A 25,146-nucleotide genomic window follows, 5' to 3' on the forward strand; every position below is an offset into this window, starting at 1 on the left:
GGAAAGTGGGATCGGCCGAACCTAAGGAAACACGAACCTGCCGCTCACCCGCCTCGCCCAGCCCGGGGTCAAATTCGCCTCGACCACGCCGAGCTTTTCCTGCGCATGGATGAACCGATCGGCACTCACTAAAATCCCGCAATGCCGCGCCTCGTCGAGCCCATTGAGCCGAAACAGCACCACCTGCCCCGCCTCAACCGCCCCCTCCGCCGGCAGCAAAAACCGCTCCGCCGCTTCCCGCAGCGCCCCAGCATGCTCCGGATCTCGCGCACTCGCTCGATAGGCAGGAACCACCACCGGCTCCTTGCCATAAAGCGCCCGCCAGACCCCGCGGAGCAGCCCCAGGCAATCGCACCCTGCGCCTAGCGTTGAAGCACGATGCCGATAGGGCGTGCCGAGCCAGGCCCGCGCTGCCGCAACCACCGCGTCGCCGGTCATCGCACCACCGCCCGTCCATCGAGCGCGTCGCCCTCGCGTGGATAGCGCAGCACGAAGTCATTGCCCGGCACATGCGGAAAGCCGCGAAACCCCGCGCCATTGCCGAATTTGTCCCGGCACGTGGCAAAGCGCCGGTCACACCCCGCCGTCACCTTAAGCGTGTCGCCCGGCACGACCCAGTCGCCCACCCGCTGCCCAAACCCGATAAGATCGCCAGCGCCACTCTTGCGATGCGCCAAGACAGCATCCGCCAGCCCGCTCTTCTTCCCCGAGCTCCAATGCCCCATGCCAAAGGCAAACCAGTCCTCGACGAAGCTGCCAAGCCCACTGACTTCCACCCGAAACGCATCGACCACGGAAACCACCGTCGCCACCGCCCAGCGCCCCGGCGCATCGAGATCGACGCCACAGCGCGCATCCCCCACCACCGCGTCGCACAGCCCCTGATAGAGCCGCCCACCGGTCTTGTTCAGCGCTGCTTCCGCCGAGCGCAGTTCCGCACGAAAAATCCCGTCTTCACGCACGATCTCGCCGATCGTATCGACCCGCAGCAGCAGTCGCTCCTCCGGCGCCTGCCAGTTCACCCGCCAGGTCTCTACCCGCGCGCCATCGTAGCGCCCGAGCAGTATATCGTCCTCGGCAATGGCGGCATCATCGAGAATGCCCAGCACCTCGCCCGTCTCCACCTGCGCCCCGAGCCGCACCGGCACCTCGCCGCCCTCAAGCCCATGCATCGGCCGGCACGCCGTCCCCTCGACCACCAGCTCCAGGTCATGATCGGTAAATCCGAGCACGACCCCATCGGATCGCAACACCCGCCAACACGTCGCCAGCGTCGTCTCGCCCTGCGCCAGATGCGCCGCCAAACCCGCGCTGACTGTCTTCATGGCAAAATCTCCACCAGCGGAATATTGGGCGCCTCGGCCGCATCGAACCCCGACCATTCGACATCGAGCCCATCGGTATCGAACCGCACCGGCACATCGAAGAGAAACCCCGCCGTCACCGCCGCCCCCACACTCGGCGCCACAGCAAAACTGACGATCCCAGTCATCACATCGACGCTCCAGCCACTCACCGCCTCGACCCCGGCCACCGCTACCCTTACCGATCCCGAAACCGGCTTGCGGATCGGTCGCGCATAGGGCGCAAAGCTCGCCCCATAGGTCTTGATCAGCTGAAAATTCTTCGTCGCGCCATCGCCGATCCCGAGCGCCTGGTCTCCCGGGAGCGGCACCATGCCACCCGAGGAATGATCCATCCCGTCCCGCCACAAAAACCCATGCAGCCGACCGCGTCTTTCCTCGAAAAACGCCAGCACCGCCTGCATATCCGCCCGCGATTTCACCCCATAACCGGCATTGTACTTCCGCCGCGAATGCGCCCACCGGCCATTGCGCTGCTCGCCTCCGCCCGCGAGGGTGACGACATCCGTCTTCCGCTCCGGCCCACCCCGCGCCCCCAGCGCAATGTCGAGCGGAAACCGCACATGATGAAATGCCATTCTTTTGCTTCCCCAGTCTCGGTCCTCCCCTCGCCCCTTGCGGGAGAGGGACAGGAATTTTGCGTTCAGCAAAAATCCAGAGTGAGGGGTTCTCTCCTCCGCAAAGGAGCGCACTGATAGCGCTGAGAAATACCCCTCATCCCAACCGCAATTCGCAGCTGCGCATTCGGTGCCCCCTTCGGGGCACCTTCTCCCGCAAGGGGAGAAGGAAGAAGCTCAGCTTCCCCTCGACCCCCGCCTGACGGCCCTCAACAGCATCGCGCTCACCTCCGCCTCGCTCGCCGCAAAGCTTCGGGCATCGCTCGCCGTCACATTGAACGTCACATTGACCCCGCCACCGCCGCCTGCGACGCCGAGCCGACCATCCGGCCCGCGCGCCAATGGCATGATCGCCTCCGGCCCCGCCTCGCCCGCCAGCCCGATTGCCCCACCCATCGGAAAATAGGTCGGCGCCGCAATCACCCCGCCCTTGGCATGCGGAATGATCGCGGGATTGAGGCCCGTGAAAAGCCCCTCCAACGCCTTGCCCGCCAGCATCTCCAGCGGCTTGAACGCCGCCTTCAGTGCTAGGTCCGAAAACGCCTTGCCGATATCGGCGATCACCGATTGCAGGGATTTTCCATCGGTCAGCGCACTGCGAAATCCCGAGGAGATCGAGCGCGCCACCCCGTTTGCCAGCACGTGGATGCGCTCGATCTCGACCGACACATCGGTCAACTCGGTCCTGAAATCGTCCGAAAAAAGATCACCGGCCATCTGGAAACCTCTCCATCAGCGCTTCGAGCCCCGGCCGGTCCATCGACCCCGCCCGCTCGCCCACCACTGCGCCCCAGGCTGCCGCCAGTTCACGCGGGCTCATTTTCCAAAAAACCTCGGGCGGCAGCCGCAACACGCCCAAGCCAAACTGCATGGCGTCCTTCCAGGGAAACGGCCTCATGCCGCTTCCCCAAATGTCGCCTGCAGCAATCGCACCGCAATATCAGCCGCCCCGCGCAACCCGCCCTCGACGCTCATCTGCGCCAGGTCATCGTCGGAAATGGCATTGCCACCCCCGCGCAATCCGGCCCCAATAATCGCCGTCAAATCCCGCGCCGAAATCTTGCCGCCAGCAAACCGCTCGGCCAGTCCCGCGAGATCCCCCGCCCCCAACCGCGCCTCCAGCTCCGCCAGCGCCCCCAGCGTCAGGCAAAGCGTCCGCGTCTCGCCCCCGATCTCGGCAGCGATCTCTCCTCGATGAATGTTTGGCAATTTTTGCTCCTAATTCTTGGAGACCTCATGGTGAGGTGCGCAGCAAAGCGCAGCCTCGAACCACGAGGTCGGGCGAGTGGAGGGCGCGTCTAAGCCGCCACGAACGTCACTTCCCCGGCACTTTCTAGCGCCAGGTCGAACGTCACTTCCCCCGCATGGTCAGCCGAAAATTCCAGCGCCACGATCTGGAACGGCCCCTGCACCGTCCCAAAATGCGGCAGAATAAGCTGCCAATTCCGGATCGTGCCGCCAAAGAAAAGGCTCCGGATGAGCCCATCCGAAGCCTGGTCCTTGAACACCCCGGCCCCCGAAACCGAAGCCCGCTTGACCCCGCCGCCCGCCAGCAATTCCCGCCAGCGCCCCGCGCTTTCCTGGTCCGTCGTATCGACACTCGCCGCATTGAACGCCAGGCTCCGCGTCCGCAGCCCCGCCACCGTCAGAAAACTTCCCGACCCCGTCTGGTCGAGCTTTAAAAGCATATCCTTGCCGCTCTGCGCTGCCATCTTGTGTCTCCCACCAAAGTCCCCCTCATCCGGCGCTTCCGTGCCACCTTCTCCCGAGAGGGAGAAGAACAGACCGGCGTTCACCTCTTATTCCTCGCCCCCTCGAGGAGAGGTGGCCGAAGCGAAGCGGAGGTCGGTGAGGGGGATGCCGTCACTCGCTCAAAAACCGCAGCAAAACCGCCGCCCGCGCCTGTCCTGTCGCCGTATCGATCACCGTCTCGGTCCGCACATGCTCGGCCAGCGTCACGGCCAACCCCACCGGCGCCAGCCCAACCCGCGCCGCCATCACCCGCTCGGCAATCGCCAACGCCGCCTTCCGGCTCGCCCGATCGGCCCAGCAATGCACCATCACCCGATGCTCCTGCCCCGGCGTCCCGTCGCCATCGGCCTGGCGCGTATCGTGCCGGTCGATCACCACATAAGGCGCTGGCCTATTCTGCGGCGGTGCATCGAACACCCCGCCCGCCCCAATCAGGGCGGTCAGCGCAGCATCCGCCTCAAGCGCCGCCACCAGCGCCCCCTGCAGCAAAACGATCGGATGGCTCATCCCGTCACCTGCGTTTCGCTGCACGAACAGCTCAAATAGGCTCGTCGCCCATTAAGATCCGCCGCGCTGACCACATCGAGATTGCGCCCGCGATAGATGATCCGGTCCCCCGGCCCGAGATCAGGCCGAAACCGCAAAACCACCGCATGCGAAATCGCCACCATGCGCCCATCGGCATTGCTGCCCTGACGCCCGGAAAGACTGCGCACCCGCGCCCAGGCATTGCCCAACGGCACGAATATCCGCGCATGCCCGCCTTCCGGCTCCGCCACGCTTTCGCGCCGCCTGAGCTGCACCCGATCGGTCAGCGTCCCGATCGGCGGCACCGCCTCACTCACAGACGCACCCGCTTATGCGCCGCCACCAGCCGGTCAAACCCCGTGGGGACCACCGCCCCCGAACCCGCCACGATGACGGCATCGCGATGCTCATGCCAATGCGCGATCAGCCCCAGCATCGCCTGTTTGAGATCCGCCGGCACCTCGTCCGGTTCGGTTCCAAACCCCGCGACATAATCGATTTCGATCCCCTGCCGCTCCTGCAGCGCCGGCATGCCAACCACGACGCGCGGTACCATCAAGCGATCGGGCTCGGACCGAAACTGATCGAGCGGCAATTCATGGCTCGCACCATTGCCATCGGTCGCCAAAATCTCGGTCACCGCAATAAGCGGCGCCACCGGCAGCTTGACGACACCATTCTCCGGCCAATCGTCGAGCACCACCCGCCAACTCTGCGCCAACAGCGCCTTGCCAGTGATGCCCTCCACATGCAGCCGCGCCGCCCCGATCAGTGTCGTGATCAGCCCGTCTTCCGCACCATCCTCGACTTTCAGAAACCCCTTCGCCTCGACAAGCGAAACCGGCTCCTCAGCGGGCCCCGCCAGGAGATAGGACGTCATATTTTTAATCCTTGTTTGGGAACGCCGCGGCACCCCACCCTTCCTCCCCCTGATAGGGGGAGGAAGGGTGGGGTGGCTCTCCGCCGTTATCTCTAACTCGATAGGTCCCTCCCCCCACCAGGGGGGGCTAGGCGGGGGTCAGCTGACACCAAACTTGAGCAGCTTGATCGCGTCATAATCCGCGATCCCGCCCCCAACCCGCTTCGTCGTATAAAACAGCACATAAGGCTTGCTCGAATAAGGATCACGCAAGACGTTCACCCCCTGGCGATCCACAATCAAATACCCGCGCCGGAAGTCACCAAAGGCCACCGAAAGCGAATTCGCCCCCACGTTCGGCATGTCCTCCGCCTCCACCAGCGGAAAGCCCATGAAGCTGGCACGGCCATCCGCAGCCGCCGCCGGCTGCCAGAGATAATTGCCGTCCGCATCCTTGAGCTTGCGCAGCGACCCCTGCGTCTTGCGGTTCATCACCCAGGTCGCGTTCTGGCGATAGCCGGCCTTGAGCGCATAGACGAGATCGATCAGCACATCGCTGGCATTGCTCGTCGGCAGCGCACCCGCCGCACCCGTCGCGACATAGCCGAGATTACCCCAGCTCCAGCTCGTCTCCGCCACCGTCGTCGCCGCGAGGAACCCCGTCGGCTTGTTGACGCCATTGCCGGTCACAAAAGCCGTCGTTTCCTGCGCCGCAAAAGCCGCGTTCACCTCGTCGGCAATCCACTGGCCGACATCGACCGCGGCATCGTCGAGGAAAGCCGTAGTCGCCGCCGGCATGGCGTAGAGTTCGGTCGTCGGATAGGTCAGTTCCGCCAGCGTCTGGCTCGACGTCGTCGGTCGGCTCGCCGCCTCGCCCACCCAGCCCGTCTGCGGTCCGGTCACCGTGATCGGGCGCTTATAGATCGAGGCCGAAACCTGGCGCACGCCTGCGATAGCGCGGATCGGTGAAATGCCCGTCATCAGCCGGGTGATTTCCACCTCGACCTCGCTCGGCACCACATAGCCGCCATCGGCGCCGACGCCGACCTGCAGCGCCTTTTCCTCGCCGCGCTTCACATAGGCCGAAAAGGCTTCCTTATATTCGCCATTGGGCACCGCGCCCTTGCCCTCGAGCGCCGGGCGGCCACGCTCCGCCGTCGCGCGATCGAGCGCCGCTTTCTGCCCGTCGAGCACGGCATTGAGCTTTTCGAGCTTGCCTTCCAGCAGCCCGTCCGCCGTGCCGCGCTTTTCGATTTCTTTCAAACGCTGGTCATTGGTGCGCTTGAATTCCTCGAACGCAGAGGAAAATTCGCCAAACAGCGCGGCAACGTCAGTCCCCGCGCCGGCCTTGGTTTCAAGGCCGTCGTCAATCCGATCCATGTCGGCATCCTTCTATCGGTTACGGATAGTCCTCGTGGCGGCCGCAATGGCGGCGCCGGCCGAAATGGGAACAGCGATCCGCGCTGCCTCCATCATCGGAAAGGTCACGATCGAAATCTCATAAAGATCGATCTCATGCAGCAGCCGGTTGCCCGCCTGCCGGCTGGCTTTTAAGGTGCGAAAGCCAATGGAAAGTCCATCGAGCGCCTCGGCCTCGATCAACCGCTTGAGCGCATCCGCCCGCGGCACGCCAGGCACCAGGCGCCCCCGCGCAAACAGCCCGTGCGCATCCTCGCGCAGCTCCTCCCAAAAGCCCACCGGTTCCTTGGGATCATGCTGAAACAATAGCCGGATGCGCCCCGCGCGTTCCTTGAGGCTTTTCGCAAACGCCCCCGGCAAAACAATATCGCCGCCGCTATCGAGCCGGTCAAAGACGCTCGCATATCCCGCAAAGCGCCCATCGGCATCGACAGGAATTGGCCCTGCCATCAGCGCTTGCTCCCCGCCCGCCCCTGCGACCGAGCAGCCGATCGGCCCGGCGGTTTTGCCATTGGCTTCCCCTTGTCCGCCAGCGTCCCCGCCAGGTTCCAGGCAAATTGCCGAAACGTCTGCACCGCTGCCTCCCGCCCCTGCTTATCCGCCATGTCAGTCGTCCCCCTTGCGAAAAAGCCTGTTGAGGCTCGCAATCTCGCTCACGAAATCATTGAACCGCTTATTCCCCGCCGCCATCTCCCGCAGCGCCCAAACCAGAAGCGAACTCGCCCCCGTCGCCCACAAAAACAGCGCCAAATGCGCAAGATCCCCGCGCTCGACGATGGTTCTCGTCAGATCGTCCATGATGTGTCCCCGTGTCAGCACCGTCAGGTGGGCGAGACACCAACCATCTCGCGTTTCTCAGCGTCACTGAGAAAACCCGCCCCGCCGACCCTCGCCCAAAGTGCCGCACGGTCCTCCGCCAGCGCCTCGACCTCATCAAAATCCGGCACGACCTGCGCACCATCGAATGCCGGCCCCAACCACAGGCTCAGTTCCTGCGCCACTCGCACCACCAGCGGCACCAGCGTTTGTCGCCAGAGCGCCCGATTGGCCTCGGCCATATTGGCATAGGTATTGTCGCCAGGGATGCCGAGCAGCATGGGCGGCACGCCGAAAGCGAGCGCAATATCCCGCGCCGCTGCATGCCGCGCTTCGATAAAATCCATCTCGCGCGGGCTCATAGCGATGGCCTTCCAGTCGATCCCGCCATCGAGCACCATGGGCCGTCCCGCATTGGCCGCGCCCGAAAAGTTCTCCTCAAGCTCTTCCTTGAGCCGCCGGAACTGCTCTTCCGTCAGCGAGCCACCGCCCGCCGAATAGACCAGCGCTCCGCTCGGCCGCGCCGCATTGTCGAGCAGCGCCTTGTTCCACTGCGCCGAGGCGTTGTGAATATCGAGGCTCGTCTGCGCCGCCTCGAGCGGCCCCATACCATAATGGTCATCCATGGGGTGAAAGAGCGTCATATGCAGCACCCCCGGCACCGGCATGGTCTCCTGCGAAATCCGCACCGTGCGCCCGCCGGCCGTATAGTCATAGCCCACCGGCCAACCGTCACCACCTGAGACGACCCGCATCCGATCGGGCCGCAGCACGAACAGCGCCTTCACCCCGCCATCGACGATCCCCGCCTGCAGATAGGCATTCCCCGCGGTCTGCAGATAGGCATAAACCGCCTCCAGCATTTCCGCGCCCGATTGCCGCCCATTCGGCCTTTGCAGCAGCGCCACCAGCGGATGCTCGCTCACCGCCTGGCCATCGACTCTGACCACCAGCGGCACCCGGTTCGCCGTCTCGGCAATCAGGCGGATGCAGCGATAGACCACCGGATTGCGCATAAACCCCTGATTGACGAGGCTCGCATAGCCCCGCCCACTCCACTGCGCCGGCCCCAGCGCGCTCAGCGTCATCACCGAATGCCCGGCAAAATTCTTGGTTTCGCTGGGCGTATTTATCCGTCCGCCGAAAAGGCGGTTCATCCAGTTCGGCATTTTTTGGTCCTCAATTATTGTGGGGGGCTCCACCCCACCCTCGTTCCCTCCCCATCAAGGGGAGGGAGGCGCTCGCCTCAATGCCTCGGTTCCATCGTCTCCCTCCCCCTTGTGGGGAGGGATCAAGGGTGGGGGTATGGCAAGCGCGGATCGGTCGCTAAAACACCCGCACCCGCGGCCCCTGCCCCTTCAACATCAATTCCGTCAGCGCCCACACAAGCGCATCCACCCGGTCCGGCGAATGCCCATCCGCCTTGCCGTCTGGCCCAAAAGCACAAAGCTCATCCTCGAGCGCGGTCAGCCCCGCCACATGCTGGACCAGTCCTCGCGCATAAAGCGCCGCCACCGGCTCCGCCCGCACCCACTTGCCCCGGCTCGCCCGCACCTCGATCACCGGCACCGTCGCCTTCACCTGCGTAAGCAGCCCCTTCACCAGGTCTCCGCCCTGGTTCACCTCGACGACGATCGCGTCCGCCTCATGCGCCTCGTAAGCCGCCACGGCCCGCCTCGCCCAGGTCAGCGGCGCCACGCCCTTGAGCGTCGCATCCTCGAGCACCACCGCGCCCTCGCCGCTCCGCCCCACGACCACGATTCCGCAAGCATCCGAGCGCGCCGTCCCCGTCACCGGCGGATCGACCGCCACGACGATACGGCCGTCGACCGCCCAGCCATCGCGAAACATCCCGCGCTGCCAGAGCGCATCGGGCAGATCCTCGATCAGCTCGCCCTCAAGCTCTTGCCGCCCAAGCACCGTGCCGCGATAGCGCGCCACCACCGCGTCCAGAAATGTCGGCGCTAGCTGCGCCTTGTTTTCTTCCGTCGTGATCCGCACCGTCACCGTCTGCGGATCAGCCAACAGCCGCTTGATCAGCCGCGTCGGCCGCGGCGTCGTCGTCACCAATTGCCGCGGCCGATCCCCCAGCCGCAGCCCGAACTGCAGTTGATCGAACGCCTCTTCCGCCCTTGGCCATTTTCCCGCCTCGTCGCACCAGGCAGCGGCAAATTGCGGTCCGCGAAACCGTTCCGGGTCCGATGCCGTCATGATCGACGCCTCGACCCCATTGGGCCAGACCAGCCGATTGCCCCCGCGCAGGATCGGCCTCTCATCGTCGGGGTGCACCGCGATAATGCCGCTTTCGCCGCGCACCATGATGCTCAGCGCTTCGGTCATCGTTTCGCCCACCAGCGCAATCGGAGAGACCCTCTCCCGCGCCAGCGTCCGCACCCATTCCGCGCCAGCCCGCGTCTTGCCCGACCCGCGCCCGCCCATCAGCAGCCACGTCGTCCAGTCGCCCGCCGGCGGCAATTGCTTGGGAAAGGCCCATTTCTGCCAGTTGAAGAGCATCGTCTCGACATCTACGTCTTCAAGCCGTTCGACCTGTTCTTTCTCTGTCAGGCGCGGTCCCTGGACAGGTGCATTGTCCCAAACATCCGTCTCGGTCACGCCCCGCCCCTATCGTCTGTTAAACTGCTCCAACTGCTTGACGAGTTTAGCCCGCATGGCCGTCATGTCCTTGCGGCTCGCCGGTTCCACATCGGGCTTGGTCGCCCCCTGCTTGATCAGCGTGTCGAGCGTTTTCACCGTTTCGCTCAGCGCCTTGACCTGTTTGTCGATCGGTTCGTCCACCGCCTTCTCCAACTGTCTCACCTGCTTGTCCAAAACCCTGAGCATCCGCGCGACGATGTCGCCATGCTTGGGCACCCGAGCCCGCGAACTCAGCCAGCCTTCCAACTGCCGCCGATAGCGCAGCTGCATCTCGGAAATCCCATGCCGCTGGCAGATCACCGACGGCAAAAACAGCCGGCCTTCATACTCTTCCCGAATGGTCTCCCAGTCGGGCTTGCGCACGTCATCCATGTCATTGACTCGATTGTGAATCCGCCAAAGCGGAACGCCGTGGAATCGGGCTGGATTCATTTCTGTGGCCCCAACGGGAGAGCCGCGATGTCCACCGCCATCCGCCATATGCATTACAAGTCCGACAGCCAGGAGCTGTCGGTCTGGTTCGGCCCCGATTTCCGCCGCTACAAATATTTCGGCGTGCCGCAGCACCTTTATGAAGCCTTCAGCGAAGCCGACAGTCAGGGCCAGTTCTTCAACCGCTTCATCAAGGGCCGCTTCGATTGTGCCCCCGTCGCCAAACCCGCCAACCCGAACAAAGGCTGGCAATCCGTCCGCCGCGTTTCACCCACTTCTTCGACCATACCCAAACAATAGCAGGTCACCGTGACGCGTGGATAAGATGGATAAGTTTTTAGGCGATCCAGCTTGAAGACCGCCGCAGCGCCGCAAGATCGCGCGGCGATTTCATCGCCCCTCCAGCCCGCTCCAAAGCATCTTCTCCTAGCGCTTGCGCCGCTGCGGCAAAGCTCGGATTGCATGCCGCCACCGTTTCCAGGCACTTCATCAGCCGGATCATGACTTCGACGATATGCGCCCCGTCGCGCGCCAAAGGCCGGAACACATCCTCGAGCACATCGGCAGGATCGAGCCGGGCCACGAACACCCGGTCATGCTTGGCGTCCTCTTTTTCATCCTCGAATTCGAGCAGCAACCGGGTCACCGTGTCGATGACATCGATCGCCGTACCCGGATCGTTGATCCCAGCGGACATCGCTTTATCGGCGATTTCACCAAGCACGATAAAGCCGAAGCGCGGATCGGAATCATAGCTGCGCGTGTCGCCGATCACGAAACAGGCCGCCAGTTCTTCCGCGACGTCTTCGCCAAAAGTCCCCTCGACCGCGAGCACCGGCCGCACCGGCGTCGCATAAGCGCCCGGCCGGGCCAGCACCGCCAGGGTCAGGTCGTGCTCTTCCGCCAGCCGCTGCAGTTCGACCGTGTCGCAATGCTGCACATAGCCGGGCTTCTGCGCGGTGATCCGTTCGCCCTGCGGCTCGCCGTCCAATAGGCGCCCATCGAGCAGCGGATGCTCAGCCATCACGGCGAGCGCATCGTGCGTCGCTTTTTCCACTGCATCGATCGTATTGCCCACCCGCCCGATCGCCGAAATCTGACCGATCCAGCGGATAAGTGCCGCCACGACAAGGACGAGCACGCCGAGCGTTACGACGAACAGAAAAAGCCGTCCGGCTTCGCTATAAAGCCCCGCCGAAAGCCCGATAATGCCGACGATGGAAAACAGAAATGCCCCGATAAAAACCGAGATCGAGGTCTGCGCCCGCAGATCGCCGGCAACGAGCGGCACCGCCCGCGGCGTCGTCGCGCTCGAGGCACTCGACAGCGCCCCGACGACGGTCGAGAGCGCAAACACAGCGACGGTGAGAAGGCTCGATGCCAATATCTGCAAGATCGACTGCACGGCGTTGGCCGGCATGACGAAAGGCAGCTCGTCCGGGGCAAAGCGCGCCAGGATATAGGCGATGATCACGGTCAGCACCGCCAGCGCCGAAAACGCCGCCGGCAAAAACCACATGCGCTGCAACAACTGGCGCAGCTTGAACCGGATATAACTCATGAGCCCCCCTTTCCTCTCGGAATGCGCGGGGTCGGAATAGGATGCGCCTTACGGAGACCCGGCTCAGGGCCCCCTCACCCGTCTCGTGCTGCGCCCGATCCACCCTCTCCCCAAGTGGGAGAGGAATAAGAAGGCGCATTGCTGAGGCAAGCACCGCTCCATTCTTCTCCCCCTCGGGGAGAAGGTGGCTCGAAGGGCCGGATGAGGGGGCGCCTCAGTCCATATCGGCAAAACAACCCAAACTCGAACAACTTCTCCCCCTTCAGGCGGAGGTTGGGTGGGAGACAACACCCTCACCCGAAAACCCGCTTGGCCTCCATCGCCAAGCCTAGCCCCACGCTCCCCAGCACATCCGTCCGCACTACATCGGCGTCCGGAAACAGACCCTGCAATTGCCCGGCCACCGCCGGCACCAGCGTCGAGCCACCCGTCAGGATCAGACTATCCACCGCCTCGCGCCCAACCCCTGCCCGCTTCAGCGTCTCTCCGATCGTCGCTTCCAGCTTGCCAATCGAGTCCGCCAGCGCGGCTCCCAATTCAGCCGCCGTAATCGTCGTCTCGATCGTCCGGTCCCGCACCGGAAAATCAAACAGCGTCTCGGCCCGATCGGAGAGATCAATCTTGGCCTCTTCCACCCGCCCGATCAGCCGGTGCCCCAACCGATCTTCCACCAGCATCACCATAGTCTCGACCCGATCAGGGTCCTTCGCCTCGCGCATGGTCGAGCGCAGGTCGCGCTGCGCCTGTGCGTCATAAAGCCGGTTGATCCGGTGCCAGGTCGAAAGCTCCACATAGGGAGCGACGGGCAAAAATCGCTTGCCGTCCCGCGTTTCGCTGCCGAGCCCAAGCTCTGGCATCACCTTGGCCATCGACAGCAGCCGGTCGAAATCGGTCCCGCCAATATGCACGCCCGCCGTCGCCAGAATATCGCCGCTCCGGTCCGCCAGCCCGCTGCGTTCCGGCGAAACCCGCACCACAGAAAAGTCCGAGGTGCCGCCACCGAGGTCGACGATCAGCGCCAGCCGCTCGCCATTGACCTGCCGCTCATAGTCGAGCGCCGCCGCAATCGGCTCGAACTGAAAGGCGATCTCTTCAAAACCCTGCGCCCGCACCGCCGCCTCGAGCTGACCCTGCGCCGCCGCATCAGCCGCCGGGTCGTCATCGACGAAATGCACCGGCCGCCCCATCACGACCTGGGTCAGTTCATCGCCGAGTTTTGCCTCGGCGCGCTGCTTCAGTTCCCCAACAAAGCTGCCGATAATCTCGCCAAAGCCGAGCCGTCGCCCCTTGATCCGCGTCGTGTCATTAAAGAGCGTCGTCCCCAAGACGCTCTTGAGCGAACGCATCAACCGCCCATCGGCCCCGCTCACATATTCGGCCACCGCATCGCGCCCAAACCGCAGCCGGTCGTCTTCGAACCCGAAAAACAAAACGCTCGGGATCGTCCGGCTCTCGCCCTCCAGCGCCAACAGATCCGGCTGACCATCCGTCCCAATCCGCCCAAGCGTCGAATTGGAAGTGCCAAAATCGAGGCCACAACTCAGCGCCATCGCAAACCGTCCACGAAAAGGGAAAAGCGCGGCAACCGCGCGGGGACGGGCTCTATAGGAGGTGAGCCTTGGCTTGGCAACCGCTGGGGGAGAGAAAGGCGCATAGGCGGCATTTATGCAAAGAAAGGCCCCCTCACCCCAACCGAATGCGCCAGGCGAATTTGGTGATGCTAAGCGGCGACCTCTTCCCCAGAGGGAAAGGTGGGCGGTTGCCTTAGTCGCGGAGCGACACCTCTCCCTTAGGGGGAGAGGTCGGCCAAAGGCCGGGTGAGGGGGCCTTCCGGCAATAGAAGATGGTGAATCAATAAAGCGGCGCTACTTACTGTCCGCCCCCAAAAACCTAAGCCGCCACGTCCCGCTTCTCGCCGCCGCGCAGATCCGCAATATCCAGTCGACCCAGTCCGCGCCGTTGCGCCTTGCGCAGCGCCTGCTTGGCAATATCGAGCACATTGCGATCATAGGGCGGTTCCGGATTGACCACCGCCAGCCCTGACCCAAGCGTCACCGCTCCGGCGTGGCTTTCCTTGTTGATCAGACCCTGCCGACGCACAGCCTGGTTGATCTTCATCACCAGTTCGCGGCCCATCAGCATCGGCATATCGGGCAGCACCAGCACAAAGCCGCTCTGGCCGAGCCGCATGCAGCTATCGTCCTCGCGCACGAGGAGCGAAGCAATCAGCCGCTCCAACGTTTCCATGCAGTCTTCGGCCGCATCGCGCCCATAGGCGGAGAGGTATTCGACATAGCAGTCGATTTCAACCGCAACGACGCAAAGCGACACGCGCCGCTCCGACGCCATCAGCCAGGCGCGCTGCAATTCTTCTTCAATCGGCCGGCCAGCGGGATAGCGCTTGCGCATGGCCTCGAGCGCCTCAGCCCCGCCGCTCCCGCGCAACGCCGCATGGCGCCCCAGGATCGTCCGCACACGCTGCCAGAACCATTCTTTCTGGAAACTTTCGGTCATGCTCATCATGCCTGCCCCACCGCGGATATTGCCGCCGATCTGGTCACATCATGGTTAATGAGAAGTTACCAAGTTAACTGATTTGGCAAGTAGCAGCTTTGCTTACATATCGAAGAAACGCGAAACATAGGTGGCGCGTGACAATTTCGACTCTAAAGATGTTCCGGCGGTTCCCATTCGGGCCAATCCACCGCGTGCTCTTCCCATTCATCGGGATCGACTTCGGTCTCCAAGAACGTCCGCCCCTTTACCGAAACCCCGACATCGACCACCGTTTGCGGATCGCCCGAAACCAGCGGATGCCACCAGGCCAGCCCCTTGCCTTCGGCAAGCCGGCGATAGGCGCAGGTGGTTGGGATCCACTTGATCTCGACCACATTCTCGATCGTCAGCTTGATGCAGTCGGGCACCTTCTTCTGCCGGTTGGGGTAGTCGGTGCAGCCGCAGGTATCGCCATCGAGCAATTGGCAGCGCACGTCCGAGGTGATCAGCGTGCCGGTATCCTCGTCTTCGAGCTTGATCAGGCAACAGCGGCCGCAGCCATCGCAGAGCGCTTCCCACTCCGACGGGCTCATTTCGGCCAGCGATTTTTCTTCCCAAAAGGCCATGCGGGGTTCGTTCCGTTTATCCTGTTGCCCGTTTGCGCTTGTCTTTGGCGCAAGGCAATCATATTCCAGCGATGCGATTGAATTGGCACCCGGCTCAAGTCACATTCGAGCGACGTGATCCAAGGGGTTGGGCGTGCAGGATCCTTTCTATAGCAAGCAAAAACGTCCAAAACGCGCCGGCGGCATGTTGGCCGCCGATGCCTGGCTCGACTCTTCGCTTTACGAATTCTGGCAGGCCCTTGGCCGCGGTTATACCCGCTACCAGGATTTCATGAGCCGGTTTCACGTCACGGGCTTCAAGCGCTTCATCGTCGAAATCCTCTCGGACGCTTTTACCTTCGGCGCTATCGGCGCGGTGTTGATGACGGCGCTCGCCATGCCCGCCTTTTCGATCATCGATCGCGGCGCCTTCAACAAGGCCGAGGATTATTCTGTCGTGTTCCTCGATCGTTTCGGCACCGAAATCGGCCGCCGCGGCATTCGCTCCGACGATAGCGTCGCGCTCGACCAGATGCCCGATTATCTGATCAAGGCGACCCTTGCGACCGAAGACCGCCGTTTCTACGACCACTTTGGCATCGACATCGTCGGCACGCTGCGCGCCCTTGCCTCAAATGCCCAGGGCGACAATTCCACCCAGGGCGGCTCCTCGCTCACCCAGCAGCTCGCCAAAAATCTCTTCCTCTCCTCCGAGCGCACCTTTGAGCGCAAGATCATCGAAGCCTATCTCGCGATCTGGCTCGAATGGCACTATTCCAAGGACGAGATTTTAAAACTCTATTTCGACCGCGCCTATATGGGCGGCGGCAATTTCGGCGTCACTGCCGCGGCCGAATATTACTTCGGCAAGCGCGTGCAGGACATCAACCTCGCCGAAGCCGCCATGCTCGCCGGCATGTTCAAGGCCCCGACGCGCTATGCGCCACACGTCGATCTCGCCGCTGCCCGCGGCCGCGCCAATCTCGTCCTCTCCAATCTCGTCGCCTCGGGCTTTCTGACCGAAGGCCAGGTAACCGCCGCCCGTCGCCACCCCGCCTCGCCCATCGAGCGCACCGCCGACGTCAATTCGCCCAATTACTTCCTCGATTGGGCCTTTGACGAAGCCAAGCGCATCATCGACGAGACCGGCGCGCAGGGCAATAATTTCACCGTCCGCACGACCATCGATACGACGCTCCAGCGCTATGCCGAGGAAGCCGTGACCTCGGTCGTCCGCGAACAGGGCGAGCAATATAAGGTCTCCCAGGCCGCCATGGTCGTCACCGACACCCAGGGCGCCATCCGCGCCATGGTCGGCGGCACGGACTACGGCAAAAGCCAGTTCAACCGCGCCATCGTCTCGACGCGCCAGCCCGGCTCCTCCTTCAAGCCCTTCGTCTATGCCGAAGCCTTCGAGCAATTGGGCCTCAAACCCTCCGACACCATTTCGGACCGTCCGGTCTGCATCGGCGATTGGTGCCCGCAGAATTATGGCCGCAATTACAAGGGCCAGATTTCCCTGCAATCAGCCTTTGCCGCTTCGATCAACACCGTCCCCGTCACCCTCTCGATCAAGACCGGCCGCGACACCATTGCCGCGCTCAGCCATCGCATGGGCCTCCGCGCCGATTATCCGGTGACCCGTTCGCTCGCCCTTGGCGTTGCCTCGGTTTCCGTCCTCGACATGACCTCGTCCTATGCGGTCTTTGCCAATGACGGCCTCAAGACCCCCGCCTTCGGCATCACCCGGATGACGACGCTCACCGGCGATCCCGTCTGGGAATATGATCCCGACGCCCCGCGCGAGCGCATCCTCTCCGAGCAAACCGTCGCCTATATGAACCAGATGATGCGCGCCGTCGTCACCAGCGGCACCGGCTCGCGCGCCAAGATCGAAGGCGTCCCGACGCTGGGCAAAACCGGCACCACCACGTCCTATCGCGACGCCTGGTTCTGCGGCTTCACCGGCAATTACGTCGCCGCCGTCTGGTTCGGCAACGATGACTATCGCCCGACCAACAATCTCACCGGCGGCACCCTGCCGACTGTCGCTTGGCAGAAGTTCATGGCCTATGCCCACACCAATATCGAGATCAAGCCGGTCTTCGGCGTCGATTTCGTGCCCGAGCAGACCATCGTCGCCGATGCCGCCGCGCTCCCCGAGGAAGAAACGGCCGAGCGGCCGCCCAACCTGACCCCGGCGGCCGCGCGCAAACTCCTCGATCTCGCCGATCGTCTTGACATCGCCATCAAGGATCTGGCGCCGGTTTCCGATCAGGCCAGCGCCCCCGCCCCCAGCGCCGGGCTCTGAGCCCGGCAGCGCTGCCCCACACTAAACCCCTGTCGCCGCCCTATTTTCACCGCATCTTTTGCCCATCTGATGCCGGCGCTCACCGTTTCGTGAGCGTCAAACTGCGATGCACCGGCCGGTTTCCGGCACGGGCGCCATTCGCGATCAACAGATCAAAGGATGAGTTATGAAGACAACGATTCTCGCCGCTGCTTTCGTTTTCGCCGGCACCGCCACCGCTTTCGCCTGCACGCCCGAAGAGCTGCAGACCAAAGCGATGGAGCTCTCGACCAAGGTGCAGGAAGTGGTTGCCGCCAATCCTGACAAGGCCACCGAAATCAGCCAGAAATTCACCGGTCTCCAGACCAATCCACCGACCGATGTCGAAGCCGCCTGCAAGGCCTATGACGATCTGATCGTCGAACTCGACGCCATGTAAGTTTCGGCGCGGCGGTCCCCCGCCGCGCTCACTTCTACTGCCGCTTGTAGGTCCCGATAAACGACACATTGAGCCCGCCGCATTGGCCATTGTCGTCGACCTCGAGCACCTCGCCATTCAGCGTCATATCCACCCAGCAATCATATTGCCCGGCTTCGCTTGTCGGGATGATCTCGTCGCCCGTCGAGGCAATGGTGACATTGTTGTCCTCGATCCAGTCGGCCGGAATGTTGCCTGCAAATCCACCCACATTGATGGCGCCCATCGCGGCACTTTCAGAATCCTCGGCGCCATAGGTCGCATAGCCCTCGACCGCCAAACCGCCATTGGCGCCCGACGTGATGGTGATCTCCTGTTCAGGTCCCCCGGTCCATGTTCCGATCCATCCGGATAGGTCGCCCACGATCGTCGTCTTGTCCTTGGCCATTGCGGGGCTCACCGCCACTGCCAAAAGCCCAAGCGCGATCCAAATCCGTCCCTGCATAAACATCTCACCCGTCTTGATTCATCTGATCCGGCTATCGCTATTTTGCGTCTGCGGCATCACCATGGCTTTCGCCCCCGCCGCTTGGTTGCTATAGCCTTGGCATGTTCGCAGCGCTGCCGGTTCAGCACGTCATGCCCAGATATCGAGGAAGCTGAACTCAAGTGCGGTTTGTCCTGCTTCTCCTCTTTTCCATCGCCGTGGCCCTCGTGACCGGCTTTGGCCTCTCCTATTACGCGCTGACCGATGGCCGCCTCTTCGGCGCCGCGCAAATCGGCGCCTGGGTGTCCTGGCCTGATCTCGGTTCCGACGCCCCAAATCCCTATACCCGCGGCCATCTCACCCGCGAAGCCGCGCTCCAGCTTGGCCGTGCCGAGGGCCTGCAATTCCTCGCCACCACCGACACCGCCGGCGAACCGCTCGACCTCTCCTGCACCTATACCCTTTCCGGCCACGTCCCGGTCTCGAGCTTCTGGACGCTCGTTGCTGTCGATAGCGCCGGCCAGAACCTTGCCGCCCCCGGCACCGATCTTGCGATGCGCTCGAGCCAGGTCGCCCGCGACAATTCCGGCGCCATGACCATCCATGTCGGCAAATCCCTATCCCCCGGCAATTGGCTGGAACTCGCTGGCTCCGGCCCCTTCAGCCTCGAACTGACGCTTTACGACACCACCGCCTTTTCCGGCTTCGGTTCGGGCAATGACACCATGCCCACCATCACGCGCGGAGATTGCGCATGATCCGGTTCTTGCTCTGGCTCGTCGGCGGCGTCCTTCTCGGCGGCATCATCCACATCGTCGTCATTCTGACCCTGCCGATGCTGGCCGAAGAAACCACCTGGTCGCGGGTCTCAGCCTTCGAAGCCAGCAACCGTATGGTCATCCTGCCGCCGGTCGAAGCCGCCCAGCCCAATCCGCTGGGGCTCGATCCCGATCTCGTCTATGGCCTCTGCCAGCTCGACCTTTCCCAAGGCCCCGCCTATCTCCGCGGCACCCTGCCCGATGCCTTCTGGTCCCTCGCCCTTTTCAACGAGGCCGGCATCGTCATCTATTCGACCACCAATCGCGACGGTATCGGCCAGACGGTCGATCTCGGCATTTTCAACGCCGCCCAGACCCGTCTCCTTGCCCAGCAGCAGCTCGATATCGAAGAGGGCCTCCTCGTCGTCGAAGCGCCCAGCGACAAGCTTTTTGCTCTCGTCCGCCTCTCCCCGCCGCACCAGGTTATGCGCGCGCGTTTCGCCGAACGCCTCGGCGCCATTTCCTGCGGCCCGCGCGGCTGATGCCCGCGTTCGGCTCCGCCCTTCTCGTTTATGCGCTGGCCGCGCTCGCTGAAATCGCTGGCTGCTTTGCCTTCTGGGCCGTCTTCCGTTTGGGCAAGCCCATCTGGTGGCTCATCCCTGGCATGCTCGCTCTCGCCGCTTTCGCCTGGCTTCTCACCCTCGCGCCCAGCGATCATGCCGGCCGCGCCTATGCCGCCTATGGCGGGGTCTATATTATCGCGTCGCTGATCTGGCTCTGGGCCGTCGAATCTCGCCAACCCGATATCTGGGATATTGCCGGCGGCGTGCTCGCCCTTGCCGGCGCCGCAATCATCCTTTTTGCTCCCCGCGGCTAAGCCGGCGTCGAAACGGCAAGTAGCCGTTCGTCGCGCAGAAAACAGAGGAGTGTTTTCATGTCGTCAAAAGTCTTCAACGTGCAGGGCGCCTATGCCGGCATGTCCGTCGCCGATCTCGATATCGCCCTCGTCTGGTACGAAAAGCTGATCGGCCGCCCGGTCGACGACAAGCCCATTCCCGGTATGGTGCAGTGGCGCAATATCGGCGGCGCCGGTCTCCAGCTATGGCAAGACGAGACCAATGCGGGCCACTCGGTCATGACCATCGTCACCCCCGATCTCGACACCGAAATCGCCCGCCTTGCCGCCCTAGACATCGCCGCCGTCAACGCCACGAGTGGCCCCTTCGGCAAGGTCGCACAAGTCTTCGATCCCGACGGCAACCGCATCGCGCTGGCCGAACCACCCCCAGGTTTCGGCGGCTGATTTCTTTCTCGCATCACCGCCGAGCCCCCCCCCACCATCATGAAGACCCGGCTCGACCGGGTGGACCATCTGACGCCCGAGGCGCAGAACAGGATTTCAGTTCACGCGCCAGACGGTCTAAAACCTCTTCATGTCACCCGAATCCTTCGCGCAAACCCTCGCCGCCACCGTCACCCGCTATCTCGCCCAGGTAGCCGCCCCCGCCGAGCACCTGTCGCTGCTCCGCTGGCAAATTGCCGAAGGTCATCGCCTCGATCTCCGCGAAACTATGCCGGGCCATCTCACCACCAGCGCCATCGTGCTCTCGCCCGATCACGCCCAGATCCTCGTCATCGACCACATCACCATCGGCCGCTGGCTCCAGCCCGGCGGCCACTACGAACCAAGCCCCTTCTTCCATCTCTCCGCCCAACGCGAAGCGGAGGAAGAAACCGGCGTCACCGGCCTAAAACTGCACCCCTGGCATCAAAACGGCGACCTTCCCTTCATCATCGACAGCCACGACGTCCCCGGCAAAAAATCCCGCAACGAGCCGCCCCACATCCACCACGACCTCCAATACCTCTTCCTCGCCGACCCAAATCAGCCGCTGACCGCGCAGCTAGACGAGGTGAATGCCGCCAAATGGCAAAGCGTCGAAATGCTCTGGGAGTTCGCGCCTAAGGCCGCGGAACGACTGAAGGCTGTCGCTGTACCCTAGGCCCGCAGGGCCACCTCTCCCTCGGGGGAGAGGTCGACGCGCAGCGGCGGGTGAGGGGGCCTTGATACACCGAACGCGTACAAAGGCCCCCTCACCCGGCTTGCTTCGCAACCCGACCTCTCCCCCAAAGGGAGAGGTGAAGAGGAGCTACCCCACAACCCCCATCACCCCACCAATAACCGCCAGCGCCACAACCACCGCCAGCGGCGGCACTTTCCAGCTTACGAGCGCCACAAAGCCCGCCAGCGCCAGAACAAAATCCACCGGCCCCAGCACCGCGCTCGTAAACACCGGATTATAAAGCGCCAGACCCAAAATCCCAACCACTGCGGCATTTGCCCCGCGCATTGCCGCTTGCGCCGTGGCGTTGCCGCGCAGCCCATGCCAGAACGGCAGCGCCGCCAGCACGATCAGCATCCCCGGCAAGAAGATCGCGACGAGCGCAATCGCTGCCCCGATCGCTCCATTTGGCGGCACTCCGCTCGCCGCGCCGAGATAAGATGCAAACGTAAAGAGCGGCCCGGGCATGGCCTGCGCAGCGCCATAGCCGGCAAGAAAAGTGTTCTGGTCGAGCCAGCCCTGTCTCACCGTTCCCGCTTCAAGCAGCGGCAGCACGACGTGCCCCCCACCAAAAACCAGCGCACCGGCGCGATAAAACGCGTCGAACACCGCAAGACCTTGTCCGAAGCCCGCCACAAGCGGCAGAACCAGTAGCAGTCCGGCAAACAGCAGTAGCGCCGCAACGCCGACCGTGCGCGACACCGGCACGGCGAGCTCCTCGCCGACCGCCTGCGCCTCGCCCCGGCAAAGCCAAAGCCCCAGCACGCCTCCGAGCACGATCGCTCCGACCTGCCCCCAGACACCGCCGAAAATCACCATAGCCGCCACGGCCAACACCGCGATCCCCGCCCGCACCTTGTCCGGCGACAGGCTCTTCGCCATGCCCAGCACCGCCTGCGCGACGACGGCTACGGCAACAAGCTTCAATCCATGCAAAACGCCCTGCGCCAGATCGCCGCTTAGCGCCCCTGCCCCAAGCGCAATCGCCAGCATCAACAGCGCCGATGGCAGGGTGAATCCAGCCCAGGCCGCGAGCGCGCCCGGGCCGCCGGCCCGCATCAACCCAATGGCAAAACCGACCTGGCTCGATGCCGGTCCCGGCAAGAATTGGCAAAGCGCCACGAGATCGGCATAGGCCTTATCGTCGAACCATCCGCGCCGGCTGACGAATTCATCGCGAAAATAGCCGAGATGGGCAATCGGCCCGCCGAAACTTGTCAGCCCGAGTTTGAGAAAGACCAGAAAGACCTCAGCGACATTTCCGGTCCGTCCAGCACTCAACACTCTGCTCCAGCTATTTTTGGTCGATCACTTCAAGATCGGGCACCATCGTCTGGAAGCGTGACGGTATGGTGACACTGCCGCGGGCATGCTGCCCCGTAGGATCGCCGCAGAAATCATGCCGTGTCGCCCGCCCCGCCCAATAGCTCAGTTGCTCGAGCGAAGCGTCGACGGTGATCGATTGCTCATGCGGGGTTTCGACAAGAAGATTGTCGAGCGCATAGGAATAGCTCTCGTAGCGATAGTTCACCGCCCGCACGAACCACTCGATATGGAAGTCGTTCTCATACTTTCGCGCCGCGACATCCTCGGCCGCGCCGGGCTCAAGATCGGTCAGCGAAGCCAGCGCCACCGCCCGGTTGCGATCGACTTCGATCACCGCGCAGATGCTCGCAAATGTCGTCGGCATGGTGTCGAGATCGGCCAGCACATGCCGATTCAGCGTCGCATAGCGCACGCGGGAGGATTGGTAATAGGTCCGCTTCAGCCAGGAATAATAGCGGTCCGTCGTGAAGGTGAAATCCTTGGGCCGGGCGATGCGCGTACGCTGCATTTCCGCCTGGGTGTCGAACATCCAGTCGTCCGCCTGTGCGGCAACGAGAAAGCGCCAGGTGCGATCGTGCATTTCGCGTTCCTGGTCGGTCTGGTTGAAATTGGACACAGGTTCGCGCTGGCGGGCCATAAAAGTCCCTACCGCAGGCAAAACATTGTCATGCAGCACGCTCGGTTGCGCGCGGCCAAAATCACCGACTGGGCGCGACGCGCAGGCGACGACGAGCCCGGCGAGCAGCGCCGTTCCGGCAAGACGCAAAACTGTCGACACGCGATCAGCCGCGCTTGCGGCGGCGACGTGACGGGTCGAGCCGGTCAGTGGGTGGCGGCGTAGGCCCGCGTTCATAACGTACCCCGGTGAAGATCAAAATCTGTGCGTCTCCGGGCTGTCGTATTCCCGACCGTGCGGGTCGATCCCGCATTTCGAATTTCAGCAGCTTTCCCAAGCTGACCTCCAATGTGAGCCGCTCCCCCGTCCCTAGTGGAGGCAGCGAGTTCAGTGATTCTCCCGGCGCAATGACGCCCTTTGCGCTTATTCCTATTAAGAGATCGTCAAGGTTAACGGACTGCTAACGAATTGGAGGCAAATTAGGCATCAGAACGCGCCGGGGGCGCATTAGAGTCGATGGTTCTGCTAAAAATGCTCGGTTTTCAGCCTTACGAAACTTTCCAGCTTCTTATCGAGACCGGCGGCGTCGACCGCACCAATACGCTCCTGATCGCCGCCTGCGACGCCTATGCGCGCCGCGGCCGTCCGACCCCTCCCGAAATGGAACAGTTCGAAACGCTGGCCACCCGCCTCTTCCAGGCGGCGAGCCCCCAGGCCCGCGCGAAAGCCGCAGCAATCCTGGGCCGGAGCGAACTTTTGTCCGAGCCGCTCGAGCAATTGGTCGTCGACAATATCGGCGATGATCTCAACGCCTTCCTTACCCAGGCGCCCGAGCTGTCCGATCGCACCATGCTCGATGTCATCGCCCGCTACGATGTTGGCGCTGCGGCCATTATCGGCGCCCGCAAGAACCTCTCCAATGTGGTGCTCGCCAAACTCTTCCAGATGAACTCGCGCAAGGTCTATCGCGCGCTCTCGCAAAATCTCGATATCAGCCCGCGCGGCGCCTATCTCAGCGCGCTCGCCCGCTCGGCCCAGATGGATCACCTTGTCGCCGAAGCCCTTGGAAACCGTAAGGATTTCGACGCAGCCCTCCTCGCGCCGGCCTTCTTCGATCTCTCCGATATCCACCGCATCAAGGTCATCCAGGCCTTCGCCAATCGCGAAACCCCGGCCGCCCCGATCCAGCGCACCATCGAACAGCTCTCCGTCGCAACACCGGAACTGACCAAGGCGCTGATGAAGTTGTTCTCGGAAAATCGTCGTCCGGAAGTCACTAAGCTCCTCGCCCAGATCACCGGCCTCGATGAAGTCCGCTGCGGCCAGATCGCCCATGACGTCACCGGCGCCTCGACCTTCGTCGTCCTCCGCGGCTTCGGCGTTTCGGCCTATGATGGCCTGAAAGTTCTGATCCACGCGACGAGCCACGACGACGAGCGCTCGCGCGCCCTAGCCGATTTCGCCTCGCTCTTTGCGACCGTCTCGCCCGAATCCATGGCCTATCTGATGAGCGCCTGGCGTGGCGAGGTAAACCTCCTCGATCTTTCCAAGCCCCAGTACCGCCCCGTCGCCATGCCAAGCCGCCGCACCCCGGCCGCTGCATCTGCCGCTCCTGCGGCAAGCTCGAACAACCCCGTTGTCGAACAAGCCATGGTCGCCCTCTCCCGCCTCGGCGCCCGCCGCGCCGGCTAAGAGCCACAGCGTCATCCCCGCGAAAGCGGGGATCTCGTTTCGAACTCAACGATTTATGGCGTTTGGTCTTTGATCACATCGATCCCGAGATCATCGCCCCTGAGATCCACGCTCAGCACCCAAAGATCGGGATCGAAATCGCCTTCCCGCGCAATGCGTTGGCGCACTATGTTCGGCTCGACGTGATTGAATCGGCGCTGAAACACCAGCCCCGCGGTATCTCCCCGGCTGACCACCGGCGCCGGCGTGTAGAGCGAGCGCGCGCCATCGAGATGATCGACCTCGATAAACACCTGCCCGGCAATAGGGTCGCCGCGCTTGGCGACGACGCACATATTCCCGAGGTCATTGTGGCGCCGCACAAAGGCCATGCACCAGATATCGCTGCGCAA

At 63.3% G+C, this 25,146-nt stretch carries 33 protein-coding genes; 9 read left to right on the forward strand and 24 right to left on the reverse strand.

All coding sequences use genetic code 11. The features are described 5' to 3' along the window. Positions 1-21: 21 nt before the first annotated feature. From DevBK_RS09425 to DevBK_RS09500, 16 genes are all read right to left on the reverse strand, one after another. Positions 22-438, reverse strand: coding sequence for an NlpC/P60 family protein (locus DevBK_RS09425; protein ID WP_317185239.1), 417 nt, complete (start codon positions 436-438; stop codon positions 22-24). Further along, positions 435-1,325, reverse strand: a complete 891-nt coding sequence (locus DevBK_RS09430; protein WP_317185240.1) for a DUF2163 domain-containing protein — start codon at positions 1,323-1,325, stop codon at positions 435-437. The genes DevBK_RS09425 and DevBK_RS09430 overlap by 4 nt, the downstream gene beginning before the upstream one ends. Beyond that, positions 1,322-1,942 carry a DUF2460 domain-containing protein gene (locus DevBK_RS09435; protein ID WP_317185241.1) on the reverse strand — a complete coding sequence of 207 codons (621 nt, stop codon included), beginning with the start codon at positions 1,940-1,942 and terminating at the stop codon, positions 1,322-1,324. The genes DevBK_RS09430 and DevBK_RS09435 overlap by 4 nt, the downstream gene beginning before the upstream one ends. 216 nt (positions 1,943-2,158) lie before the next feature. Further along, positions 2,159-2,698 carry a phage tail tape measure protein gene (locus DevBK_RS09440; RefSeq protein WP_317185242.1) on the reverse strand — a complete coding sequence of 180 codons (540 nt, stop codon included), beginning with the start codon at positions 2,696-2,698 and terminating at the stop codon, positions 2,159-2,161. Beyond that, on the reverse strand, positions 2,688-2,879 hold the full coding sequence (locus DevBK_RS09445; RefSeq protein ID WP_061907980.1) for a rcc01693 family protein: 192 nt from the start codon (positions 2,877-2,879) through the stop codon (positions 2,688-2,690). Before DevBK_RS09445 ends, DevBK_RS09440 begins: the two co-directional genes overlap by 11 nt. Further along, entirely contained in the window at positions 2,876-3,190 is a 315-nt protein-coding gene (locus tag DevBK_RS09450; protein ID WP_062630825.1) for a gene transfer agent family protein, read from the reverse strand. The genes DevBK_RS09445 and DevBK_RS09450 overlap by 4 nt, the downstream gene beginning before the upstream one ends. Before the next feature lie 89 nt (positions 3,191-3,279). Further along, on the reverse strand, positions 3,280-3,693 hold the full coding sequence (locus tag DevBK_RS09455; RefSeq protein ID WP_062630824.1) for a phage major tail protein, TP901-1 family: 414 nt from the start codon (positions 3,691-3,693) through the stop codon (positions 3,280-3,282). Between the two features lie 151 nt (positions 3,694-3,844). Next, a complete protein-coding gene (locus DevBK_RS09460) occupies positions 3,845-4,240 on the reverse strand; it encodes a DUF3168 domain-containing protein (protein WP_062630823.1) in 396 nt (131 codons plus the stop codon). Next, a complete protein-coding gene (locus DevBK_RS09465) occupies positions 4,237-4,578 on the reverse strand; it encodes a phage head closure protein (protein ID WP_062630822.1) in 342 nt (113 codons plus the stop codon). Before DevBK_RS09465 ends, DevBK_RS09460 begins: the two co-directional genes overlap by 4 nt. Next, a complete protein-coding gene (locus DevBK_RS09470) occupies positions 4,575-5,141 on the reverse strand; it encodes a phage head-tail connector protein (RefSeq protein WP_062630821.1) in 567 nt (188 codons plus the stop codon). Before DevBK_RS09470 ends, DevBK_RS09465 begins: the two co-directional genes overlap by 4 nt. Before the next feature lie 138 nt (positions 5,142-5,279). Beyond that, positions 5,280-6,500, reverse strand: coding sequence for a phage major capsid protein (locus tag DevBK_RS09475; protein WP_062630820.1), 1,221 nt, complete (start codon positions 6,498-6,500; stop codon positions 5,280-5,282). Between the two features lie 12 nt (positions 6,501-6,512). Beyond that, positions 6,513-6,989 carry an HK97 family phage prohead protease gene (locus DevBK_RS09480; RefSeq protein WP_317185243.1) on the reverse strand — a complete coding sequence of 159 codons (477 nt, stop codon included), beginning with the start codon at positions 6,987-6,989 and terminating at the stop codon, positions 6,513-6,515. Between the two features lie 156 nt (positions 6,990-7,145). Further along, entirely contained in the window at positions 7,146-7,337 is a 192-nt protein-coding gene (locus DevBK_RS09485) for a hypothetical protein (RefSeq protein WP_061907972.1), read from the reverse strand. A 23-nt stretch (positions 7,338-7,360) separates the two neighbouring features. Further along, entirely contained in the window at positions 7,361-8,524 is a 1,164-nt protein-coding gene (locus tag DevBK_RS09490; protein WP_317185244.1) for a phage portal protein, read from the reverse strand. Between the two features lie 157 nt (positions 8,525-8,681). Then, complete coding sequence (locus DevBK_RS09495) at positions 8,682-9,869, reverse strand: DNA-packaging protein (RefSeq protein WP_410494066.1); 1,188 nt, start codon at positions 9,867-9,869, stop codon at positions 8,682-8,684. Between the two features lie 108 nt (positions 9,870-9,977). After that, positions 9,978-10,382: a hypothetical protein gene (locus DevBK_RS09500; protein ID WP_317185246.1), complete on the reverse strand. Its 405-nt coding sequence runs from the start codon at positions 10,380-10,382 to the stop codon at positions 9,978-9,980. An 87-nt stretch (positions 10,383-10,469) separates the two neighbouring features. Between DevBK_RS09500 and DevBK_RS09505 the strand changes: the two genes are divergently transcribed. Beyond that, positions 10,470-10,742 carry a KTSC domain-containing protein gene (locus tag DevBK_RS09505; protein ID WP_317185247.1) on the forward strand — a complete coding sequence of 91 codons (273 nt, stop codon included), beginning with the start codon at positions 10,470-10,472 and terminating at the stop codon, positions 10,740-10,742. Between the two features lie 37 nt (positions 10,743-10,779). Here DevBK_RS09505 and DevBK_RS09510 read toward each other — a convergent pair whose 3' ends face one another. The 4 genes from DevBK_RS09510 to DevBK_RS09525 all read right to left on the reverse strand — a co-directional run bounded on the left by DevBK_RS09510 (position 10,780) and on the right by DevBK_RS09525 (position 15,125). After that, on the reverse strand, positions 10,780-12,003 hold the full coding sequence (locus DevBK_RS09510; RefSeq protein ID WP_317185248.1) for a DUF2254 domain-containing protein: 1,224 nt from the start codon (positions 12,001-12,003) through the stop codon (positions 10,780-10,782). Between the two features lie 293 nt (positions 12,004-12,296). Then, positions 12,297-13,553, reverse strand: a complete 1,257-nt coding sequence (locus tag DevBK_RS09515) for an Hsp70 family protein (protein ID WP_317185249.1) — start codon at positions 13,551-13,553, stop codon at positions 12,297-12,299. 340 nt (positions 13,554-13,893) lie between these two features. Next, complete coding sequence (locus DevBK_RS09520) at positions 13,894-14,517, reverse strand: diguanylate cyclase domain-containing protein (protein ID WP_317185250.1); 624 nt, start codon at positions 14,515-14,517, stop codon at positions 13,894-13,896. 152 nt (positions 14,518-14,669) lie between these two features. After that, positions 14,670-15,125, reverse strand: a complete 456-nt coding sequence (locus tag DevBK_RS09525; RefSeq protein WP_062630812.1) for a YcgN family cysteine cluster protein — start codon at positions 15,123-15,125, stop codon at positions 14,670-14,672. A gap of 133 nt (positions 15,126-15,258) precedes the next feature. Between DevBK_RS09525 and DevBK_RS09530 the strand changes: the two genes are divergently transcribed. Both DevBK_RS09530 and DevBK_RS09535 read left to right on the forward strand, forming a co-directional pair. After that, positions 15,259-17,415: a PBP1A family penicillin-binding protein gene (locus DevBK_RS09530; RefSeq protein ID WP_317185251.1), complete on the forward strand. Its 2,157-nt coding sequence runs from the start codon at positions 15,259-15,261 to the stop codon at positions 17,413-17,415. 166 nt (positions 17,416-17,581) lie between these two features. Further along, a complete protein-coding gene (locus DevBK_RS09535) occupies positions 17,582-17,833 on the forward strand; it encodes a hypothetical protein (protein WP_061907964.1) in 252 nt (83 codons plus the stop codon). Between the two features lie 34 nt (positions 17,834-17,867). On the opposite strand, the gene DevBK_RS09540 is transcribed toward DevBK_RS09535, so the two are convergent. Further along, positions 17,868-18,317, reverse strand: a complete 450-nt coding sequence (locus tag DevBK_RS09540; RefSeq protein ID WP_317185252.1) for a hypothetical protein — start codon at positions 18,315-18,317, stop codon at positions 17,868-17,870. Between the two features lie 164 nt (positions 18,318-18,481). Here DevBK_RS09540 and DevBK_RS09545 point away from each other — a divergent pair, with 164 nt between their 5' ends. From DevBK_RS09545 to DevBK_RS09565, 5 genes are all read left to right on the forward strand, one after another. Next, a complete protein-coding gene (locus DevBK_RS09545; RefSeq protein ID WP_317185253.1) occupies positions 18,482-19,057 on the forward strand; it encodes a DUF1214 domain-containing protein in 576 nt (191 codons plus the stop codon). After that, positions 19,054-19,599: a DUF1254 domain-containing protein gene (locus DevBK_RS09550; RefSeq protein ID WP_061907961.1), complete on the forward strand. Its 546-nt coding sequence runs from the start codon at positions 19,054-19,056 to the stop codon at positions 19,597-19,599. Before DevBK_RS09545 ends, DevBK_RS09550 begins: the two co-directional genes overlap by 4 nt. Then, positions 19,599-19,934, forward strand: coding sequence for a YnfA family protein (locus DevBK_RS09555; protein ID WP_317185254.1), 336 nt, complete (start codon positions 19,599-19,601; stop codon positions 19,932-19,934). The genes DevBK_RS09550 and DevBK_RS09555 overlap by 1 nt, the downstream gene beginning before the upstream one ends. Positions 19,935-19,991: 57 nt before the next feature. Continuing rightward, on the forward strand, positions 19,992-20,360 hold the full coding sequence (locus tag DevBK_RS09560; protein ID WP_317185255.1) for a VOC family protein: 369 nt from the start codon (positions 19,992-19,994) through the stop codon (positions 20,358-20,360). Between the two features lie 130 nt (positions 20,361-20,490). Then, positions 20,491-21,060, forward strand: a complete 570-nt coding sequence (locus DevBK_RS09565) for an NUDIX hydrolase (protein WP_317185256.1) — start codon at positions 20,491-20,493, stop codon at positions 21,058-21,060. Between the two features lie 147 nt (positions 21,061-21,207). On the opposite strand, the gene chrA is transcribed toward DevBK_RS09565, so the two are convergent. Together chrA and DevBK_RS09575 are read right to left on the reverse strand one after the other, a co-directional pair. Next, on the reverse strand, positions 21,208-22,401 hold the full coding sequence (gene chrA / locus DevBK_RS09570; RefSeq protein WP_317185257.1) for a chromate efflux transporter: 1,194 nt from the start codon (positions 22,399-22,401) through the stop codon (positions 21,208-21,210). A gap of 13 nt (positions 22,402-22,414) precedes the next feature. Beyond that, on the reverse strand, positions 22,415-23,299 hold the full coding sequence (locus tag DevBK_RS09575; protein WP_317185258.1) for a hypothetical protein: 885 nt from the start codon (positions 23,297-23,299) through the stop codon (positions 22,415-22,417). A gap of 279 nt (positions 23,300-23,578) precedes the next feature. Between DevBK_RS09575 and DevBK_RS09580 the strand changes: the two genes are divergently transcribed. Further along, positions 23,579-24,754 (forward strand): DUF2336 domain-containing protein, encoded by a 1,176-nt coding sequence (locus DevBK_RS09580; RefSeq protein WP_317185259.1) that lies wholly within the window; start codon positions 23,579-23,581, stop codon positions 24,752-24,754. A 53-nt stretch (positions 24,755-24,807) separates the two neighbouring features. Here DevBK_RS09580 and DevBK_RS09585 read toward each other — a convergent pair whose 3' ends face one another. Continuing rightward, a complete protein-coding gene (locus DevBK_RS09585; RefSeq protein ID WP_317185260.1) occupies positions 24,808-25,146 on the reverse strand; it encodes a DUF1491 family protein in 339 nt (112 codons plus the stop codon).

The sequence above is a fragment of the Devosia sp. BK genome (genome assembly GCF_032907385.1).
Lineage (GTDB): Bacteria > Pseudomonadota > Alphaproteobacteria > Rhizobiales > Devosiaceae > Devosia.

Excerpts from the sequence above, each read along its gene's own strand:
- DevBK_RS09425 (WP_317185239.1), bottom strand. The coding sequence starts at position 438 with ATGACCGGCGACGCGGTGGTTGCGGCAGCGCGGGCCTGGCTCGGCACG.
- DevBK_RS09430 (WP_317185240.1), bottom strand. The coding sequence starts at position 1,325 with ATGAAGACAGTCAGCGCGGGTTTGGCGGCGCATCTGGCGCAGGGCGAG.
- DevBK_RS09435 (WP_317185241.1), bottom strand. The coding sequence starts at position 1,942 with ATGGCATTTCATCATGTGCGGTTTCCGCTCGACATTGCGCTGGGGGCG.
- DevBK_RS09440 (WP_317185242.1), bottom strand. The coding sequence starts at position 2,698 with ATGGCCGGTGATCTTTTTTCGGACGATTTCAGGACCGAGTTGACCGAT.
- DevBK_RS09445 (WP_061907980.1), bottom strand. The coding sequence starts at position 2,879 with ATGAGGCCGTTTCCCTGGAAGGACGCCATGCAGTTTGGCTTGGGCGTG.
- DevBK_RS09455 (WP_062630824.1), bottom strand. The coding sequence starts at position 3,693 with ATGGCAGCGCAGAGCGGCAAGGATATGCTTTTAAAGCTCGACCAGACG.
- DevBK_RS09460 (WP_062630823.1), bottom strand. The coding sequence starts at position 4,240 with ATGAGCCATCCGATCGTTTTGCTGCAGGGGGCGCTGGTGGCGGCGCTT.
- DevBK_RS09470 (WP_062630821.1), bottom strand. The coding sequence starts at position 5,141 with ATGACGTCCTATCTCCTGGCGGGGCCCGCTGAGGAGCCGGTTTCGCTT.
- DevBK_RS09475 (WP_062630820.1), bottom strand. The coding sequence starts at position 6,500 with ATGGATCGGATTGACGACGGCCTTGAAACCAAGGCCGGCGCGGGGACT.
- DevBK_RS09480 (WP_317185243.1), bottom strand. The coding sequence starts at position 6,989 with ATGGCAGGGCCAATTCCTGTCGATGCCGATGGGCGCTTTGCGGGATAT.
- DevBK_RS09485 (WP_061907972.1), bottom strand. The coding sequence starts at position 7,337 with ATGGACGATCTGACGAGAACCATCGTCGAGCGCGGGGATCTTGCGCAT.
- DevBK_RS09490 (WP_317185244.1), bottom strand. The coding sequence starts at position 8,524 with ATGCCGAACTGGATGAACCGCCTTTTCGGCGGACGGATAAATACGCCC.
- DevBK_RS09495 (WP_410494066.1), bottom strand. The coding sequence starts at position 9,869 with ATGCTCTTCAACTGGCAGAAATGGGCCTTTCCCAAGCAATTGCCGCCG.
- DevBK_RS09500 (WP_317185246.1), bottom strand. The coding sequence starts at position 10,382 with ATGGATGACGTGCGCAAGCCCGACTGGGAGACCATTCGGGAAGAGTAT.
- DevBK_RS09505 (WP_317185247.1), top strand. The coding sequence starts at position 10,470 with ATGTCCACCGCCATCCGCCATATGCATTACAAGTCCGACAGCCAGGAG.
- DevBK_RS09510 (WP_317185248.1), bottom strand. The coding sequence starts at position 12,003 with ATGAGTTATATCCGGTTCAAGCTGCGCCAGTTGTTGCAGCGCATGTGG.
- DevBK_RS09515 (WP_317185249.1), bottom strand. The coding sequence starts at position 13,553 with ATGGCGCTGAGTTGTGGCCTCGATTTTGGCACTTCCAATTCGACGCTT.
- DevBK_RS09520 (WP_317185250.1), bottom strand. The coding sequence starts at position 14,517 with ATGACCGAAAGTTTCCAGAAAGAATGGTTCTGGCAGCGTGTGCGGACG.
- DevBK_RS09525 (WP_062630812.1), bottom strand. The coding sequence starts at position 15,125 with ATGGCCTTTTGGGAAGAAAAATCGCTGGCCGAAATGAGCCCGTCGGAG.
- DevBK_RS09535 (WP_061907964.1), top strand. The coding sequence starts at position 17,582 with ATGAAGACAACGATTCTCGCCGCTGCTTTCGTTTTCGCCGGCACCGCC.
- DevBK_RS09540 (WP_317185252.1), bottom strand. The coding sequence starts at position 18,317 with ATGCAGGGACGGATTTGGATCGCGCTTGGGCTTTTGGCAGTGGCGGTG.
- DevBK_RS09550 (WP_061907961.1), top strand. The coding sequence starts at position 19,054 with ATGATCCGGTTCTTGCTCTGGCTCGTCGGCGGCGTCCTTCTCGGCGGC.
- DevBK_RS09555 (WP_317185254.1), top strand. The coding sequence starts at position 19,599 with ATGCCCGCGTTCGGCTCCGCCCTTCTCGTTTATGCGCTGGCCGCGCTC.
- DevBK_RS09560 (WP_317185255.1), top strand. The coding sequence starts at position 19,992 with ATGTCGTCAAAAGTCTTCAACGTGCAGGGCGCCTATGCCGGCATGTCC.
- DevBK_RS09565 (WP_317185256.1), top strand. The coding sequence starts at position 20,491 with ATGTCACCCGAATCCTTCGCGCAAACCCTCGCCGCCACCGTCACCCGC.
- DevBK_RS09575 (WP_317185258.1), bottom strand. The coding sequence starts at position 23,299 with ATGAACGCGGGCCTACGCCGCCACCCACTGACCGGCTCGACCCGTCAC.
- DevBK_RS09580 (WP_317185259.1), top strand. The coding sequence starts at position 23,579 with ATGGTTCTGCTAAAAATGCTCGGTTTTCAGCCTTACGAAACTTTCCAG.